The organism is Streptomyces sp. BHT-5-2 (assembly GCF_019774615.1).
In the GTDB taxonomy this organism is placed as follows: domain Bacteria; phylum Actinomycetota; class Actinomycetes; order Streptomycetales; family Streptomycetaceae; genus Streptomyces.
In genome coordinates this window covers 1956112-1973122 of sequence record NZ_CP081497.1, presented here as the reverse complement: position 1 = coordinate 1973122, position 17011 = coordinate 1956112, and the positions used below count along the sequence as shown (strand labels likewise).

The window sequence follows — 17011 nt, the reverse complement described above, 5'->3', positions numbered from 1 at the left end:
GGACCGGGCACCCCGGCCCCCTTGCCCCGGCCCGGCGATCGGGTGAACCCTGCTGCCGCACCGTGCCCGACGCGCGCCCGGCCGCGCGCTCTCGGCGCGACGCACGCTCCAGACTCGTCCGTGAACCTCGCTGCACCGAGGAGGACCGAAGGATGCACCGTACGCGCACCACGGCCGCCGGCGGCCTCGCCGTGGCCCTCGCCGTGATCCCGCTGGCGGGCCCGGCGGGGCCGTCCGGCGCCGCGCCGGCCCATGGGCCCGGCGGCGACCGGACCCGGCCGGCCGTCGCCTCCCTCTCCCCCGCCCCGCAGTCCGTCCACGACCGCTCCGACCACCTCACGATCACCCGGACCGTGACCCTGGTCGCCGGGCCGGGAACCGACGCCCCGGCGCTGGCGCTGGTGACCAGGGCCCTGAAGGACGCCGGCGCACAGCACGTCGTACGGACCGCACGCGCCGCCCCCGGTGGCGGGCGGCTGTCCGTCTACGTGGACGGGCCGGCCGCCGACCGCACCCTGGCCGGGCTCGGGGCGCGCGGCACCGCCGGGCTCCCCGCGGAGGGCTACACACTGGCCGTGGCCCGTGGCCGGATCGCGCTGGCCGGCAAGGACGCCACCGGCACGTACTACGCCGCCCAGACGCTCGGCCAACTGCTGCCGCACCGCGACCGTCCCGGCGCCCGAGTGCCCGGCACCGTCGTACGGGACTGGCCGGCAACCCCCTTGCGCGGTGTGGTCGAGGGCTTCTACGGCACGCCGTGGTCGCACGCCGCCCGCCTCGACCAGCTGGACTTCGCGGCCCGGCACAAGATGAACATCTACGTCTACTCCCCCAAGGACGACGCCTATCTCAGGGAGAAGTGGCGCGACCCCTACCCGGCGGACCGGCTGGACCAGATCAAGGAGCTGGTGGACCGGGCCCGGGCCCGGCACGTGGAGTTCACCTACGCCCTCTCCCCCGGGCTGTCCGTCTGCTACAGCTCGGCCTCCGACGTCCGGGCGCTGACCGCGAAGTTCCAGACGCTGTGGGACATCGGGGTGCGGACCTTCGCGGTGCCGCTGGACGACATCAGCTACACCAAGTGGAACTGCGCGGCGGACAGGGAGCGGTTCGGGACCGGCGGCGGTGCGGCCGGGACCGCGCAGGCGCAGCTGCTCGACCACGTCAACCGGGAGTTCATCGCCCGCCACCCCGGGGCCCGGCCGCTGCAGATGGTGCCCACCGAGTACTCCGACCTCAAGGCGACGCCCTACAAGGCGGCACTCGCCGCCAAGCTGGACGCCAACGTACTGGTGGAGTGGACGGGCGTGGGCGTGATCGCGCCGACCATGAGCGCCGACCAGGCCCGGCAGGCCCGGAATCTCTACGGGCACCCGATCCTGCTCTGGGACAACTACCCGGTCAACGACTACGTCAGCAAGCGGCTGATGCTCGCCCCGTACAACGCGCGGGAGCCCGGGGTGCCGGAGCGGCTGGCCGGCATCACCGCGAACCCGATGATCCAGCCGGCCGCGTCCAAGCTGGCCCTGGCCACCGTCGCCGACTACAGCTGGAACGACCGGGCGTACGACGCGCGGGCCTCCTGGAGCATCGCCATCGACGAACTGGCCGGCGGCGACGCCCGGGCCGCCCGCGCCCTGCGGGCCTTCGCGGACGTCAACTACACCTCGGCGATCAACCCGCGGCAGGCGCCCGAACTCTCCGCGGCCCTCGAACGGTTCCGCCGGGGCGGCGACGCCCGGCGGCTGGACGCGGTGCTGCGCGATCTGCGGGACGCACCGGGGGTGCTGCGCGACCGGCTCCCCGGGCGCGCCTTCGTCCGGGAGACCGCGCCGTGGCTGGACGCCACCCGGGCCTGGGCGGTCGCGGCCCGCGACGCGCTGCGGCTGATCGAGGCGGACCGGTCCGGCGACACGGCGACCGCCCGGCAACTGCGGGCGCGCATCCCGGGGTTGGTGACGAAGGCGAAGTCGTACGTCTACGTCGACATGAAGGGGAAGCGGATCCCGGTGGTGATCGGGGACGGAGTGCTGGACACCTTCGTCGCGGACGCGCTGGCCGGGCGGCGCGGGCAATGAGGTGATCCCGTGCGCCCGGCGACGGGCCGCCTGCGCGCCGCGCGGGCGGCCGGCGCCTACGCTGAGGGCCCGTCAGGCAAGCGGCGGGCCCCGGCCCCCGCCCCGTTTCCCCGCCTCGCGCCCCCGGAGGAGACCGCCATGGCCCGACCCGCCGGCCCGTCGCACGCCACCACCGTCCTCGACGAGGCGGTGCGCGCGCTCGCCCCGGAGGACGGCGCCAACCGGCTCGTCCGGCGGATCGCCGCGGGGCGGGCGCCGCGGGCGGTCTTCACCACCTTCGCCCTGGAGCAGCACCAGGTCATCGCCGCCGACCGGCTCAGCTTCCAGCACCTGGCCCGCCGGGCGGACGGCGATCCGCCGGTGGCGGACTTCTTCGACCTGCTCGCCGAGGGGGAGGCGCGGGCCCTGGCGCGGCTGGCGGCGCTCGCCGACGCCTGCGGGCTGACCGCGCGGGAGATCGCCGGGTACCGGCCGCGCCCCGGCTGCCAGGCGTTCCCCTCGTACACCGCGCGGCTGGCGCTGACCGCCGAGCCCACCGACGCGGCGATCGCGCTGACCGCCAACTTCGCGGCCTGGGGCGGCTACTGCGCCACCGTCCGCACCGCGATGCGGGAGCACTACGACTTCCCGGAGGCGGCCCGCGGCTTCTTCACGCTGTTCGCCGAACCTGCGCCGGAGCTGGCGGACGCGGCCCGCGCGGCGGTGCAGCAGGGCTTGGACACCGGCCAGGCGCGGCCCGCGGCGGCCCACCGCCACGGGCAGCTCCTCCAGGCGTACGAGGCGATGTTCTGGGACGCGCTCGACGAGTGACCGGTCGGCGCCCGATGGTCCGTCAACCCGCCCTCGATGCTCCTGATGGAACGTCAAGGGTGGGTCGACAGACGTGACATGACGTGACGTCAGCCGCCGAGCTCCCGGTGGCGGGTGGCCAGTCGGGCGGCGCCCTCCCCGGTGAGTGCGCCGTGCAGCCGGAGCCGGGCGATGCCGCCGTCGGGGAAGATGTCCAGCCGGACGTGGGTCACCGCGGGGGCGTCGGTCAGCAGGAAGCGGTGGACGGTGTCGGGCTGGAGCCGGGTGCGGGGCAGCAGTTCGGTCCAGTCGCCGTGCTCGCCGTCGCGCCCGGAGAGGGCCGCCCAGCCGGCCGCGTTGCCCTTGAGGTAGCCGGTGTCGATCTCCACCGCGCGGATCACCGACTGCTCGGTGAGGCGGTAGCGCACCCAGTCGTTGCCGGTGCCGCGGCGGCGCCGGGTCTCCCACCCGTCGTCCATCTTGCGGGAGCGGCCGGGCTGGATGGTGTGGGTGGGCGAGGAGTAGAAACGGTCCGAGGCGTCCTCGACCCGGCCGCCGTTCTCCAGCGCGGCGAGGTCGAAGGTGCCCAGCGCGGCCAGCCAGCGGGGGGCCGGGACGACCTCGCCGTGGACCCGGAGGCGGGCGATGCCGCCGTCGGGGTGCTGGTTGAGCCGGAGGTGGGTGAAGCGCTGCTCGGCGTGGACGGCGAAGCCGTTGGCGGCGTGCCCGCCGACGGCGGTGCGCGGGACGAGCGGGGTCCACTTCACGGCGTCGCCGAGGAGCTCGGCCGGCGAGGGGGAGCCCTCGACGCAGGCGCCCTCGACGCTGACCGACTGCGGGTAGTTGCCGCGGAAGTGGGCGGTGTCGACGACGATGCCGCGGATCACGCCCGGGGCGCCGAGCCGGATCAGCGCCCAGTCGTGGTCCTCGTCGGTCGGGAAGGGGTGGTCGCCGTCGGTGCCGCGGCGGCGCCTGGTCTCCCAGCCGTCCATGATCTTGCCCTTGTGGCCGAACGCCTCCGGGTCGAAGTGGGCGGCCCCGGGCGTCAGGAGGTTCTCGCGCTCGGCGAAGAACTCGTCGTTGGCGGCGAGCACGCCGGCGCCGAGCCGCCGGTCGGCGAGGTCGGGCAGGTGGGAGAAGGGGAAGCCGGCCGGTCCCGGGGTGCGGTAGTCGGCGTACGGATCGCCGCCGCCGTAGGGGCCGGCGTCCCCGGTGTAGTGCGGGAGGTCTCCGGTGGTCATGCGCGCGGCCTTTCGAGGAGTTCGCCGGTGGGCTCGGCGAGGGTGGTGCCGTCGTTGATCCGCCGGCCGCGCAGCCAGGTGGAGCGGACGACGCCGTGGAGGGTCCGGCCGGCGTACGCGGTGATCTTGTTGCGGTGCTGGAGTTCGGCGGGGTCGACGGTGAAGGTCTCGTCGGGCGCCAGCACCGCGAAGTCGGCGTCCCGGCCGGGGGCGATGGCGCCCTTGGCGTCCAGGCCGACCAGCTCGGCGGGGGCGGTGGACATCCAGCGGACCACGTCCTCCAGGCCGTGACCGCGCTCGCGGGCGGCGGTCCAGACGGCCGGCAGGCCGAGCTGGAGGGAGGAGATGCCGCCCCAGGCCGTGCCGAAGTCGGGGGTCTTGAGGTCGGTGGTGGAGGGCGAGTGGTCGGAGACGACGCAGTCGATGGTGCCGTCGGCCAGGCCCTGCCAGAGGGCGTCCTGGTTGCCGGCCTCGCGGATCGGCGGGCAGCACTTGAACTCGGTGGCGCCGTCGGGGACTTCCTCGGCGGTCAGGGTGAGGAAGTGCGGGCAGGTCTCGACGGTGATCCTCACGCCGTCGGCGCGGGCGGCGGCGATCATCGGCAGCGCCTCGGCGGAGGAGAGGTGCAGTACGTGCACCCGCGCGTCCAGCCTGCGGGCGAGGTCGATCAGGCCGGCGATGGCGTCGTTCTCGGAGGCCCGGGGGCGGGAGGCGAGGAAGTCGGCGTACTTGGGGCCGTGCGCCTCGGGGGCGGCTTCCAGGTGGCCGGGGTCCTCGGCGTGCACGATCAGCAGCCCGCCGAAGCCGGCTATCTCGCCGAGCGCGGCGGCCAGCTGCGCCTGGTCGACCTGGGGGAACTCGTCGACGCCGGAGGGCGACAGGAAGCACTTGAAGCCGAACACGCCGGCCTCGTGGAGCGGGCGCAGGTCCTTGACGTTGCCGGGGATGGCGCCGCCCCAGAAGCCGACGTCGATATGGGCCTTGCTGCGGGCGACCTCGCGCTTGATGTCGAGGTTGGCGGTGTCGGTGGTGGGCGGGAGGCTGTTGAGCGGCATGTCCACGAGCGTGGTGATGCCGCCGGCGGCGGCCGCGCGGGTGGCCGTCCAGAAGCCCTCCCAGTGGGTGCGGCCGGGGTCGTTGACGTGTACGTGGGTGTCCACCAGGCCGGGCAGCAGGACGTCGTCGCCGAAGTCCTCCAGCCGGGCGCCGGCCGGGACCGCGGCGTCGTACGGCAGGACGGCGGTGATCTTCCCGTCCCGGACGGCGACGGACGCGGCCCGCGTACCCTCCGGGGTGACGACGCGCGTGGACCGCAGCACCAGCTCTGTTTCGGACACCCAGTACCTCCCCTATCGTTGCTTCATGGTCGCGGGCCGGCGCCTGTGGGGCGCGGCCGGCGCGGCATTCCGGGGCCTCCGGAATGCCGGTTCGGCCCGTCGACATACGGAATTCAACAGTCTGTTGAATGAGTCTTCACTTCGGACCGCGGCCCGTCAAGACCCCGGTGCGGCGGCCGGGCCGAGGCCCACGCCGGACCGCGCCGACTCCTCGGCCGCCTCCACCGCCTCGCCCCTGACCTGCGACGCGATGATGTCCCGCGGGATCGGTCCGGTGCCCGCCGCGGCCCGGGCGCGGCCCGAGACCGCGGTGTAGAGCAGCCCGGAGAGCCCCATCCCGAAGATCCAGGAGAACGGCGCCACGACGTCGAAGACCGGCAGCAGCGCGAGCGCGGCCGCGACCACGGCGGCCGGCACGAACGCGATCACGGCCTTCGGGTTGTAGCCGCGCCGGTAGAAGTACGCGCCCTCGGCATCGGCCGAAAACAGCGCGTCGACATCGATCCGGCCGCGCCGCACCAGGTAGTAGTCGACCAGCAGGATCGCCACCAGCGGACCCAGGAAGGCCCCCAGCGCACCCAGGAAGTACTGGATCACCAGCGCCGAGGAGTACAGCTTCCAGGGCAGGACCAGCACCGCCAGCACCGCGGTGATCATGCCGCCGCGCTTGAAGTCCAGGTACTTCGGCAGCAGGTTGGCGAAGTCGTAGGCGGGCGAGACGAAGTTGGCCACGACGTTGATGCCGATGGTGGCGATGATGAAGGCGAGCGCGCCGACGACGGTGACCACCGGGTTGTCGATCTTCTGGATCACCTTCACCGGGTCGTAGATCGCCTGCCCGAAGACCGCGATGGTGCCGGCGGTGACCAGCACGGCGACCACCGCGAAGGCGGTGAAGTTCACCGGCAGCCCGATGAGGTTGCCCCGCCGGTAGGAGCGGTGGTCGGGGGTGAAACGGGCGAAGTCGGCGTAGTTGAGGACCAGGGTCAGGAAGGTCGCCACGGTCAGGCTGACCGCGATCAGGCTCTGCCGGACCTGCTCGGTGCCGCCGAGCCCGGTCAGGCTGCGGGTCAGCGAGATCTCGCCGTGCGACGCGACGACCAGGTACACCGCCAGCGCCAGCACCACCAGCCAGACCACCGGCCCGGTCGCGAAGTCCTGCACCTTGCGGATGAACTCCATCCCGCGCGTCAGCAGGGCGGCCTGCAGCCCCCACATCACCAGGAACGCGATCCAGCCCAGGGTGGACAGTCCCAGCACCGAGTTGTGGTTGTACGCGTCGAGCCCGGGCGCGATCTGCAGCGTCAGCAGCACCACGGCCGTCGAGGCCAGCCAGGTCTGGATGCCGTACCACGCGACCGCCATCACCGCGCGCAGCAGTGCCGGGATGTTGGCGCCGTAGACGCCCCAGCTGGCCCGGGCCAGCACCGGGTAGGGGACGCCGGTGCGGTGCCCGGCGTGCCCCATCCGGTTCATCAGCCAGTGCACGATCGTGATGCCGGCCAGCAGCGCGGCGAAGACCTCCCAGGCCGGCAGCCCCAGCACGAAGAGGCTGGCGGCGAAGGCGTAGTTGCTGATCGCGTGGGTGTCGGACATCCACAGCGCGAAGACGCTGTACGTGCCCCAGGTGCGCCGCGCCGCCGGCGCGAGGTCCTCATTGAAGAGCCGCGGGTCCGGCGGCCCCGGACGGTGCTGCGGGGATGTGCTCATGTGTCCCTCCCGGACGGGTTGGGTGGAGCTCCGGCGCCAGTCATCAGATGTCTGATGTTTCTCCGGAAAGATCGACGGGGCGGGCGGCGCCCCGCATACGGCCCGGCGCCGCCGGGGCCGTAGGCACGAGGTGACGGCTCACCGGCCAGGAGCCGATGACCTTCGGGCGGGGCGGGGCGAAACTGCGCCGGGTACTGGTGGTCAGGCCGAGGCCGACCACCGCCTCCGCGAACTTCACCGCGGCGGCGACCCCGTCGACGACGGGCACTCCCAGCGTCGCCGCGACCTCCTCCCGGAGCCCGGCCATGCCGCCGCACCCCAGGCAGATCACCTCCGCCCCGTCCCGGACCGCCTCGCGCGCGGTCTCGATGATCATCGCGACGGTCCGCTGCGGATCCTCCTCCAGCTCCAGGACCCCGAGTCCGGTGCCGCGGACCGCGGCGCAGCGCTGGAGCAGCCCGGCGGTCAGCAGCCGGTCCCGGATCTGCGGCACGGCCCGGTCGAGGGTGGTGACGATCCCGTACGCGTGGCCGAGCATCAGCGCCATCTGCGCCGCGCACTCGGTGATGTCCAGGACCGGAACGTCCAGCAGCTCCTGCGCGCCCTCCCGGCCCGGTTCGCCGAAGCCGGCCATGACCAGCGCGTCGAACGGGGTGTCCAGGGTGGCGAGCCGGTCCAGGACGGCGGCGGCACTGAGGTAGCCCTCGAAGTGACCCTCGATGGACTCGGGGCCCCAGAGCGGTTCGGTGGCGAGGATCTCAGTGCCCGGCGCGGCGACCGCGGTGGCGGTGGCGCGGATCGACGCGGTCATGGAAGCCGTGGTGTTCGGGTTCATGACGAGAATGCGCATGACACTCCAACGATTTGGAGGATTCCACAGAATGGACAGTAGGTTTCGCGCAGCAGAACGTAGCTACGGCCACTGGCACCGTCAAGAGATCTCGGGCATGCCGCCGGCCCCTACGGGCATATAGCCGCTGACCGGCAGGAACGAGTGTGCGATACGCGATGTGCCTGCGCGGTGTGACCGGTAGGCTGCTCCGGTCGGGCCCGGCGCCAGCAAGGCGTAGAGCCGAGACCGATCCGACCCGCCCCGAAAGGAACGCGACGTGCCGTCGTCCAGCGCCAGCACCTCCGCCACCGATGCCAAGCCCGCAGGCGCCAGCGGCGGTGTCCAGTCCCTTGAGCGCGCCTTCGACCTCCTGGAGCGGATGGCCGACGCCGGCGGTGAGGTCGGGCTGAGCGAGCTCTCCGGCAGCAGCGGGCTGCCCCTGCCGACCATCCACCGCCTGATGCGCACCCTGGTCGCCTGCGGCTACGTCCGCCAGCAGCCCAACCGCCGGTACGCCCTCGGCCCGCGCCTGATCCGGCTCGGCGAGAGCGCCTCCCGGCTGCTGGGCACCTGGGCCCGGCCGTATCTGGCCCGCCTGGTGGAGGAGACCGGCGAGACCGCCAACATGGCCCTCCTCGACGGCGACGAGATCGTCTATGTCGCGCAGGTCCCGTCCCGGCACGCGGTGCGGATGTTCACCGAGGTCGGCCGGCGCGTGCTGCCGCACTCCACCGGCGTCGGCAAGGCCCTGCTGGCCAACCACCCGCCGGAGGAGGTCCGGGCCCTCCTCGGCCGTACGGGCATGCCCGCCGCGACCGAGAAGACCATCACCGACCCGGACCACTTCCTCGACGCCCTCGCCGACGTCCGGCGCCTGGGCTACGCGGTCGACGACAACGAGCAGGAGATCGGCGTCCGCTGCCTGGCCGTTCCGGTCCCCAACTCCCCCACCTCCGCGGCGATCTCGATCTCCGGGCCGACCGGCCGGGTGACGGAGGCCGCGACGGACAAGATCGTCCCGGTGCTCCAGGAGGTCGCGGCCCAGCTGTCGGTGGCGCTGGCCAACCAGACTCCGGCGTGACGTCCCCGGGTGGGGCGGCCGGTGCCGCCTCACCCCCGCGGCAGCCGGCCGAAGCCGTCGATCCGCTCCCGGACCTCCGAGAGCGCCGGCGACAGCGCGCTCACCGACCCCACCGCCCCGGCGATCAGCAGCAGCGAGCGACGCAGTCGGGGCACCTCGGGCGCGCCGTGTCCGACCATCGCGTCCAGCGCCGCCAGTTCCTCGTCGGCGGCCGTCCGGTCCGGCAACTCCCCTGGTAACAGGGCCAGTTGACGGCGGAGCCGGGCCACCGCCGCGCGCAGCTCGCGGACCTGCGGGTCGTTTCCGCCCCCGGTCACGCGGCCGTCCCTCTGTACTCGTTCCCCAACGACGGCATCCTCCCCGGCCGTTGCCCGTTCCGCGATGCCGGACAGTTAACGCCACGGTGTGCGGCGAGCGCCATACGCCGGGCCGAAATATCGATCGCCCGCCCGGGAGCGACTCCCGGTCGGGGACTCGATGCGGGGGTCGCCGCGAGCATCCCGACCGCCCGCCCACGCAAGGCACTTGACGATCGACCGGGGCCACCGCGCCGGGACGGTGCGCGCGTGCCACGGCCCGACTTCCGCCCCGGCCTCCCCACCCGTCCCCCTTGGCCGGTTTTCGTCTCCCGGACCCCGATTTCCCGACCCCGTGGCCGGTTCCACGCCCACCCCGTTCGCCCCTCGGGCACCTCACACCCCGGGCGTAACCGCGGACGCCACGCGCGAATACCCGCTCCGTTTCCGACCACGCGTCAGCACGTGCGTTCCCCCGGGCACCCGTTGGCGTGGGCGTATCCCGTACAAGGCGTACGGCGCCGCGCGATGGAGCATCCTCCCTTCCGGGAAATGTCCGGCATATCACTGAATCGCACATCACTGGACCACTGGATCGGAGAACGCCATGGAGGCCAACCCAGGCCCCGACCCCGACCGCCCCGGCCCCGACTCCCGCCTCAGCGTCGTCCAGCTCATCTGCCGGGCGTACGGCCTGGCCGACGCCTCCGAGATCACCGAGGAGCACATAAACCGCTACGTCGCCGAGCACCCGCACACGGGCGGGCGGGCCGAGCAGCTCCGGAGCCGTCCGCGGCCGAGGATCCCGCGGCAGCGGACGTCGGGGGACGCCGCCTGATTCCGGGCGGCACAGGGCGCCGCGCGACGCCATGAGGTAAGCAGGTCCCATGGCACATCCAGGGGAGAGCGCGCGCGCCGGGGGGAAAGCGGGGGCCGTACGGCCCGAGGGGAAGGTGGCCGGGCTGCTGCTCGCCGCGGGCGGCGGACGGCGGCTGGGGGGACGGCCCAAGGCGCTGCTCGACCACCGGGGGCGCCCGCTGGTCGAGCATGCCGCACGGGTCCTGCGGGACGGTGGCTGCGCGCCGGTGCACATCGTGCTCGGCGCGGCCGCGGAGACCGTCCGGGAGCGGGCCGATCTGGCGCCCTACGGCGTCTCGGTCAACCCGGACTGGGCGCAGGGCATGGGCTCGTCGCTGCGGGTGGGGCTGGCCGCGCTGGCCGGTTCGGGGGCGGACGCGGTGGTGGTGTCCCTGGTCGACCAGCCGGGCATCGGCGCCGCCGCGGTGGCCCGGGTGGTGGCCGCGTACACGGGGCGGGACGCGCTGGCGGCCGCGGCCTACGGGGGCGAGCGGGGGCACCCGGTGCTGTTCGGCGCCGAGCGGTGGGCGGAGATCGCGAAAGGCGCGGAGGGCGACCGCGGGGCGCGGGCCTATCTGCGGCGGCACGCCGGGGCCCTCGCGCTCGTCGAGTGCGGGGATGTGGCCGAGGCGTACGACATCGACACCCCGGCGGATCTGCGACGGTTGGAGTGAGGAGTGAGCGGGCGGGAGGGAGGGGTGCCGGTGGGTCGGCGCCGGTGGCCCACCGCACGATCCGCGGCGGCCGGCCCGCCGGACGAGCAGAACGCCCGCCCCGGCCACGGCTCGGCGCGAGGTGGCGCGAGGTGGCGCGAATCCATCGTCCCGGAGGCGGGGTGATGGAGAGTGACCGGTGTGGCACCGAGAGCCATTCGATCAGCACTTGTGTCGACCCGGAGAATCTCGACGTCAACAAACCATTGAAGTTCCGCGATAAGGAAACTAGTCTCCACTGGTCAGAAGCGCCCTGTACCCGAACGGCGCCCGCGACCGTATCCAGGAACCCGCGGCACCCCGTGCCGCCCAGGTGCCCCGTCGGCCGCCAGGCACCGCCGCTGAATGGAGTGACAGCTCATGTCCGCACCAGCGCCGTCCCCGCTGGCCATCGTCGAAGTCGACCCCGCCCACACCCCGGAACGCCAGGGCGAGGTCCTCACCGACGCCGCGCTCGCCTTCGTCGCCGAGCTGCACCGGCGGTTCACCCCCCGCCGTGACGAGCTGCTCGCCCGCCGCGCCGAGCGCCGCGCCGAGATCGCCCGTACCAGCACGCTGGACTTCCTCCCCGAGACCGCGCACATCCGCGCGGACGACAGCTGGCGGGTGGCCGCGGCGCCCGCCGCGCTCGACGACCGCCGGGTGGAGATCACCGGTCCCACCGACCGCAAGATGACCATCAACGCGCTCAACTCCGGCGCCAAGGTCTGGCTCGCCGACTTCGAGGACGCCTCCGCTCCCACCTGGGAGAACGTCGTGGGCGGCCAGGTCAACCTGATCGACGCCTACGAGCGCCGGATCGACTTCACCGACGCCCGAAGCGGCAAGTCCTACGCCCTCAAGCCGGCCGAGGAGCTCGCCACCGTCGTGATGCGGCCGCGCGGCTGGCACCTGGAGGAGCGCCACCTCCAGTTCGAGGGCCGCCCGGTCCCCGGCGCCCTGGTCGACTTCGGCCTCTACTTCTTCCACAACGCCCAGCGCCTGCTGGACCTCGGCAAGGGCCCGTACTTCTACCTGCCGAAGACCGAGTCGTACCTGGAGGCCCGCCTCTGGAACGAGATCTTCGTCTTCGCCCAGGACTACGTCGGCATCCCGCAGGGCACCATCCGCGCCACGGTCCTCATCGAGACCATCACCGCCGCGTACGAGATGGAGGAGATCCTCTACGAGCTGCGCGACCACGCCTCGGGCCTGAACGCCGGCCGCTGGGACTACCTCTTCTCCATCGTCAAGAACTTCCGTGACGGCGGCGCCAAGTTCGTCCTCCCGGACCGCAACGCGGTGACGATGACCGCCCCGTTCATGCGCGCCTACACCGAACTCCTGGTCCGCACCTGCCACAAGCGCGGGGCGCACGCCATCGGCGGCATGGCGGCCTTCATCCCCAACCGCCGTGACCCCGAGGCCAACGAGAAGGCCCTGGCCAAGGTCGAGAACGACAAGGACCGGGAGGCCGGCGACGGCTTCGACGGCTCCTGGGTCGCCCACCCGGACCTGGTCCCGGTCGCCCGCGCCTGCTTCGACGCGGTCCTCGGCGACCGGCCCAACCAGAAGGACCGCCTCCGCGAGGACGTGGACGTCCGGGCCGCCGACCTCATCGCCATCGACTCGCTGGACGCCAGGCCCACCTACCAGGGCCTGGTCGACGCCGTCCAGGTCGGCACCCGCTACATCGAGGCGTGGCTGCGCGGGCTCGGCGCGGTCGCCATCTTCGGCCTGATGGAGGACGCCGCCACCGCCGAGATCTCGCGCTCCCAGATCTGGCAGTGGGTCGACGCCGGCGTCGTCTTCCAGGACGGTGAGCACGCCGGCACCAAGGCCACCGCCGACCTCGTCCGCCGGATCGCCGACGACGAACTGGCCGCCATCCGCGCCGAGGTGGGCGAGGACGCCTTCGCCGCCGGCAAGTGGCAGCAGGCCCACGACCTGCTCCTGAAGGTCTCCCTGGACGCCGACTACGCCGACTTCCTGACCCTGCCGGCGTACGAGCTGCTGGGCTGAGCCAGGGCGTCAGAGCCCCGAAGAGGCCGGCGGGCCGGTAGGCACCAGGTGCGTACCGGCCCTCCGGCGCGCCCCGGGTACCATCGCTGGCATGCCGCCGATACCCCCGCCGGAACCCGCTCCGAACTGCGGAAACGGCGTACAGGAGGCAGCCCGCGGGCCTAGGATGCACCCTGCGGCAGCGGGCAGCGGGCAGCGGGCAGCGGGCAGCGGGCAGCGGGCAGCGGGCAGCGGGCAGCGGGCAGCGGGCAGCGGGTCCGGTGGCCGCAGGTCGGTGCTCTTCGCGGCGCGTTCCGCGGTCGCGCTGCACCGGCTCCTGGACGTCCTGCCCGTCTTCTCCGGTGACGACCGCATCGAGCGCCGCTTCGCACTCGTCCCCGGCTCCGAGTTCGGCACCGAAGCGCTGGCCGCGCTGGACGCCGTCGGGGCCCGTTGCGTCTCCTGGGACGAGGCCGTCCGCACGCCGTACGACCTGACGCTCGCCGCGAGTCCCAAGGGCGATCTCGACCGGCTGCGGGGACCGCTCGTCCTGCTGCCGCACGGCGCGGGCTTCGGCAAGGCGCTCCCCGAGGAGGGCACCGCGGACTCCGCCTCGGGCCTGGACGCCGCCTATCTGCTGCGCCGGGGCACCCCACTGGCCGCGCTGCACGCCCTCGCCCACCCAGGCCAGGTCAACGAGTTGGCGGCACGGTGTCCCTCGGCGGCCGAACGCGCCACGGTGGTCGGCGATCCGACCCTCGACCGGCTGCTCGCCTCACAGGGGCTGCGCGACAGATACCGCACCGCGCTGGGCACCGGTGGCCGCCGGCTGGTCGTCCTCACCTCGACCTGGGGCCCGGAGTCGCTGCTCGCCCGGCACCCGCACCTGCCGGCCCGCCTGCGCACCGAACTACCGGCGGACTCCTACCAGTTGGCGCTCGTCATGCACCCGAACGACTACAGCCGCAGCGGGGCCCACGACCTCGCCGAGCACCTCGCCCCGGCCCTCGGCGCCGGACTTCTGACGCCCCGGCCGTACGAGGAGTGGGCAGCGGTGCTGGTGGCCGCGGACGCGGTGCTCACCGACCACGGCTCGACGGCCCTGTACGCGGCCGCTCTGGACCGCCCACTGCTGGCCGTCTGCGACGGCGGGGACGAGCTGATCCCCGGCAGCCCGATGGCCCGACTGCTCGATGCGGTACCGGCGTTGGGCTTCACCTGGGAGGACTCGGAGGGCTCGGAGGGCCCTGCCCGGGTCGCCGAGGACATCGTCCGGGCCGTGGCAGAACACCGGCCGGGGGCCGTGCGCGCCCTGGCCGAGCCCGCCTTCGCCGAACAGGGGCGCGCCCTGGCGTTGCTCCGCACGGCGCTGTACGCGCGCCTCGGCCTGACGCCACCGGGCACACCGGCCGAGCCCCGGCTGCTGCCGGTACCCCGCGTGCCGGCGCGCGCACCGGCAGTCCATGCGGTGACCGCCGCCGTCGACGGCGACCGCGTACGCGTCGAGCGCCGTCCGCCGCACTACGCCGGGCCGGCCGCGCACCTCGCCGCCGAGGAGGACGCGGCGAGCGTGCGGCACGCGCAGAGCGCGGCGGTCCTCTTCCGCCGCGCCCGCGGCGCTCCGGCCGACGTACCGGGGGCCGTGGAGAGTTGGACGGTGGACGGCTGGATCACCTGGGCACTCGACCGGTACCCGGGCCGCCGTACCGCCGCCGTGGTGCTCTCCGCCTCCCGTTGCGTGCTGCGCCGACGTGGCGGGCCCCTGCTGTCGGCCCGCATCGGGGCGGGCACGGAGGCCGGCCGGGTGTTCCGGGCCGATCCGGCGGCGGTGGTGTCGGCGGTGCACTGCTGGCTCAGCGCGACCGGCACGCCGTCCCTGCCGGCGACCCTCGACTGCCGTATCGGGGAGCGGAGTTACCCGGTCCGCATCGCGCCGGCCACGGATGACGAGGCGGCTCACGCGTTCTGAGCGCCGCCGGCGGACTTCAGGGCGCGGGCCGTGGCCAGGCACCGCTCGGCGGCGGCCTCGTCCCCCTCCCTTCGGTGCAGTGCGGCGAGCGCCTCCAGCACCCGCACCTGCTCGGAGATGGAGCGGCGCTCCCGTGCCGCGCCGAGGGCCGCCTCGTACAGCTCCCGGGCCTCCTCGGCCCGGCCCAGCCGCAGCAGCACCCGGCCCAGCGCGAATCCGGTGCGCGCGGTCATCCGCTCGCGCCGCAGCTCCCGTGCCATCGCATGGGCGTGCCGCAACTCCTCGACGGCGCGGTCGAGTTCGTCCAGGCCCTCGCTGGCCTGCCCGAGCAGATAGGTCAGCAGCAGCTCGCCGTAGGGGTTCTCGATCTGCTGGTGCAGGCGCAGGGAGTGTCGGTAGTCCGGGACCGCGGCGGACCACTGGCCCTGCTCGGCCCGGAGCCGGCCGCGGAATTCGAGGGCGGAGGCGTACAGCTTGCGGTGCTCGTCCTCTCTTCCGACGAGCAGGGCGGCCGCGCTCACCGCGGCGTCCAGCTCCGTCCCGGCCTCGGTGAACCGCTCGCTCTCCCACAGTGGCCGGGCGAGCTGGCAGCGCATCCGGATCACGGCCGGCAGGTCCCCGGCACGCAGGGCGGCGTCCCGGCCGAGGCGGAAGGAGTCGATGTCGTCGGCGCTGCCCGGGTGATCGAGCTGATGCGTCCACAGGGGTTCGCACAGTGCCCAGGACTCGGCGTCGAGCCCGGCGTCGTAGGCGACGCGTACGCAGGAGTGCAGTACCCGCCGCTCGCTGTGCAGCCAGTGCAGGGCCTCCGGTTTGCCGCCGAAGTCGACGTCCGGGGCGTCGGGCAGTGCCGCGACGGGTGCGGCGAGGGTCATCCGCTTCCCGGCCCACAGCTCGTCGGCGCGCTGTGCCTGGCGCAGATGCCAGCGGATGGTCCGCTGCCGCCCGCCGGCCGCCTCCCCGTCGGCCGCGTCGGTCGCCGCGCGGCGGAGGGCGTGGGCGCGCACGAGGTCGTGCATCCGCAGCCGGACGGCCCGGTCGTCGTCCAGATCCGGGACGATGTCCACCAGTCCGGCGTCCTCCAGCTCCGCCAGTGCCTCCTCGGCGGTGTCCTCCCCCGCGCCCAGGAGGGCGACCGCGGCCTGCGGACTGATGCCCGGCGCCGGTTCGACGGCGAGCAGGCGGTAGAGCGTACGGGCCGGGTCACCGAGGTCGTGGTACGTCGCGTTCCACACCGGCTCCGTCTCCGGTACGCCGTTCTGCCGCAGTTCGACGGTGAGGCCGGCGAGCAGCCGCGCCCGGTCGCGCCGCCGGTTCCTGCGGACCCATCGGCCCGCGACGCGCAGGGCGGCGGGCAGACCGGCGCACAGCCGGGCCAGCTCGGCGAGGGCCTCCGGGTCGGCGGCCGGTGCCGGATCGCCGGCGATGCGGAGCAGGAGCCGCACCGCGTGCTCCTCGGTGAGCGGGCGCAGCGGCAGCTCGACCGCCACCCCGGGATCGAGGTCGGCGGGCGTGCGCCGGCCGACGAGCACGACCGCGCTGCCGGCCGAGGCGGGCATCAGCAGCTCGGCCTCCCCCTCGAAGCGCCGCACGTTGTCGAGGACGACGACGAGCCGTCGGTGCCGGGTCGCGTCCAGATACTCCCGGCGGCGCTCGGCGAGGGAGTGCCCGACCTCGCCCTCGGAACCGTTCAGCGCCCGCAGCATCTGGCGCAGCACATCGGCGACGTCGGCGGTGCCGTCGCGGCGCCCCTCGTCGAGGTCCGCGTGGAGCACGCCGTCGGGGCAGCTCTCCAGCAGCCGTCGGGCGATCCGGAAGCCGAGGGTCGTCTTCCCCACCCCCGCCAGTCCGCTGATGCTGACGATCAGCGGACGCGCCGGGTCCGAGTCGCCCGCGAACCAGTCCTCGCCGGCCCGGTGGACGCGCGCCTGTTCGTCCTCGCGGTTCTCGAAGTGCTGTATCTCCAGCGGTAACTGACAGGGCGTCCGACCTTGCGCACCCGGTTGCGCCCCGTGCAGATGCACCGTCATGTGTCCGGCCTGCATCAGGTTCTCCACCTGAGCTTCCCCCGCCACGCTGTTCCGCGTCGTCCGCGTCTCTTCGGCCATGGGTCAACTCTATGCGCGG

Annotated in this window: 13 protein-coding genes; 7 read left to right on the top strand and 6 right to left on the bottom strand. The window is 73.9% G+C overall.

From position 1 onward, the window contains the following. Nucleotides 1–152: 152 nt before the first annotated feature. Both K2224_RS36400 and K2224_RS36395 read left to right on the top strand, forming a co-directional pair. A complete protein-coding gene (locus K2224_RS36400; protein WP_221911375.1) occupies nt 153–2078 on the top strand; it encodes a beta-N-acetylglucosaminidase domain-containing protein in 1926 nt (641 codons plus the stop codon). Nucleotides 2079–2216: 138 nt separating this feature from the next. Further along, nucleotides 2217–2888, top strand: coding sequence for a transcriptional regulator (locus tag K2224_RS36395; protein WP_221911374.1), 672 nt, complete (start codon nt 2217–2219; stop codon nt 2886–2888). Nucleotides 2889–2977: 89 nt separating this feature from the next. On the opposite strand, the gene alc is transcribed toward K2224_RS36395, so the two are convergent. The 4 genes from alc to K2224_RS36375 form a co-directional block, all read right to left on the bottom strand. Beyond that, nucleotides 2978–4108: an allantoicase gene (gene alc / locus K2224_RS36390; protein ID WP_221911373.1), complete on the bottom strand. Its 1131-nt coding sequence runs from the start codon at nt 4106–4108 to the stop codon at nt 2978–2980. Beyond that, a complete protein-coding gene (allB, locus tag K2224_RS36385; protein ID WP_221911372.1) occupies nt 4105–5445 on the bottom strand; it encodes an allantoinase AllB in 1341 nt (446 codons plus the stop codon). The genes alc and allB overlap by 4 nt, the downstream gene beginning before the upstream one ends. Nucleotides 5446–5601: 156 nt before the next feature. Further along, on the bottom strand, nt 5602–7155 hold the full coding sequence (locus K2224_RS36380; RefSeq protein ID WP_221911371.1) for an NCS1 family nucleobase:cation symporter-1: 1554 nt from the start codon (nt 7153–7155) through the stop codon (nt 5602–5604). A 43-nt stretch (nt 7156–7198) separates the two neighbouring features. Continuing rightward, the gene (locus tag K2224_RS36375; protein WP_221911370.1) at nt 7199–8005 is read right to left on the bottom strand and encodes an aspartate/glutamate racemase family protein; all 807 of its coding nucleotides are present in this window, start codon (nt 8003–8005) and stop codon (nt 7199–7201) included. Nucleotides 8006–8264: 259 nt separating this feature from the next. Here K2224_RS36375 and K2224_RS36370 point away from each other — a divergent pair, with 259 nt between their 5' ends. Next, complete coding sequence (locus tag K2224_RS36370) at nt 8265–9068, top strand: IclR family transcriptional regulator (protein WP_221911369.1); 804 nt, start codon at nt 8265–8267, stop codon at nt 9066–9068. Between the two features lie 29 nt (nt 9069–9097). Here K2224_RS36370 and K2224_RS36365 read toward each other — a convergent pair whose 3' ends face one another. After that, on the bottom strand, nt 9098–9385 hold the full coding sequence (locus K2224_RS36365; protein ID WP_221911368.1) for a DUF5955 family protein: 288 nt from the start codon (nt 9383–9385) through the stop codon (nt 9098–9100). Between the two features lie 586 nt (nt 9386–9971). On the opposite strand from K2224_RS36365, the gene K2224_RS36360 reads away from it, so the two are divergent. The 4 genes from K2224_RS36360 to K2224_RS36345 all read left to right on the top strand — a co-directional run bounded on the left by K2224_RS36360 (nt 9972) and on the right by K2224_RS36345 (nt 14884). Continuing rightward, nucleotides 9972–10202, top strand: a complete 231-nt coding sequence (locus K2224_RS36360; protein WP_221911367.1) for a hypothetical protein — start codon at nt 9972–9974, stop codon at nt 10200–10202. Nucleotides 10203–10317: 115 nt separating this feature from the next. Beyond that, nucleotides 10318–10896 (top strand): NTP transferase domain-containing protein, encoded by a 579-nt coding sequence (locus tag K2224_RS36355; RefSeq protein ID WP_221912176.1) that lies wholly within the window; start codon nt 10318–10320, stop codon nt 10894–10896. A 399-nt stretch (nt 10897–11295) separates the two neighbouring features. Then, complete coding sequence (gene aceB / locus K2224_RS36350; RefSeq protein WP_221911366.1) at nt 11296–12936, top strand: malate synthase A; 1641 nt, start codon at nt 11296–11298, stop codon at nt 12934–12936. A 166-nt stretch (nt 12937–13102) separates the two neighbouring features. After that, entirely contained in the window at nt 13103–14884 is a 1782-nt protein-coding gene (locus tag K2224_RS36345) for a translation initiation factor 2 (RefSeq protein WP_260693688.1), read from the top strand. Here K2224_RS36345 and K2224_RS36340 read toward each other — a convergent pair. After that, nucleotides 14872–16992, bottom strand: a complete 2121-nt coding sequence (locus K2224_RS36340; RefSeq protein WP_221911365.1) for a tetratricopeptide repeat protein — start codon at nt 16990–16992, stop codon at nt 14872–14874. The genes K2224_RS36345 and K2224_RS36340 overlap by 13 nt on opposite strands. Between the last annotated feature and the right edge of the window lie 19 nt (nt 16993–17011).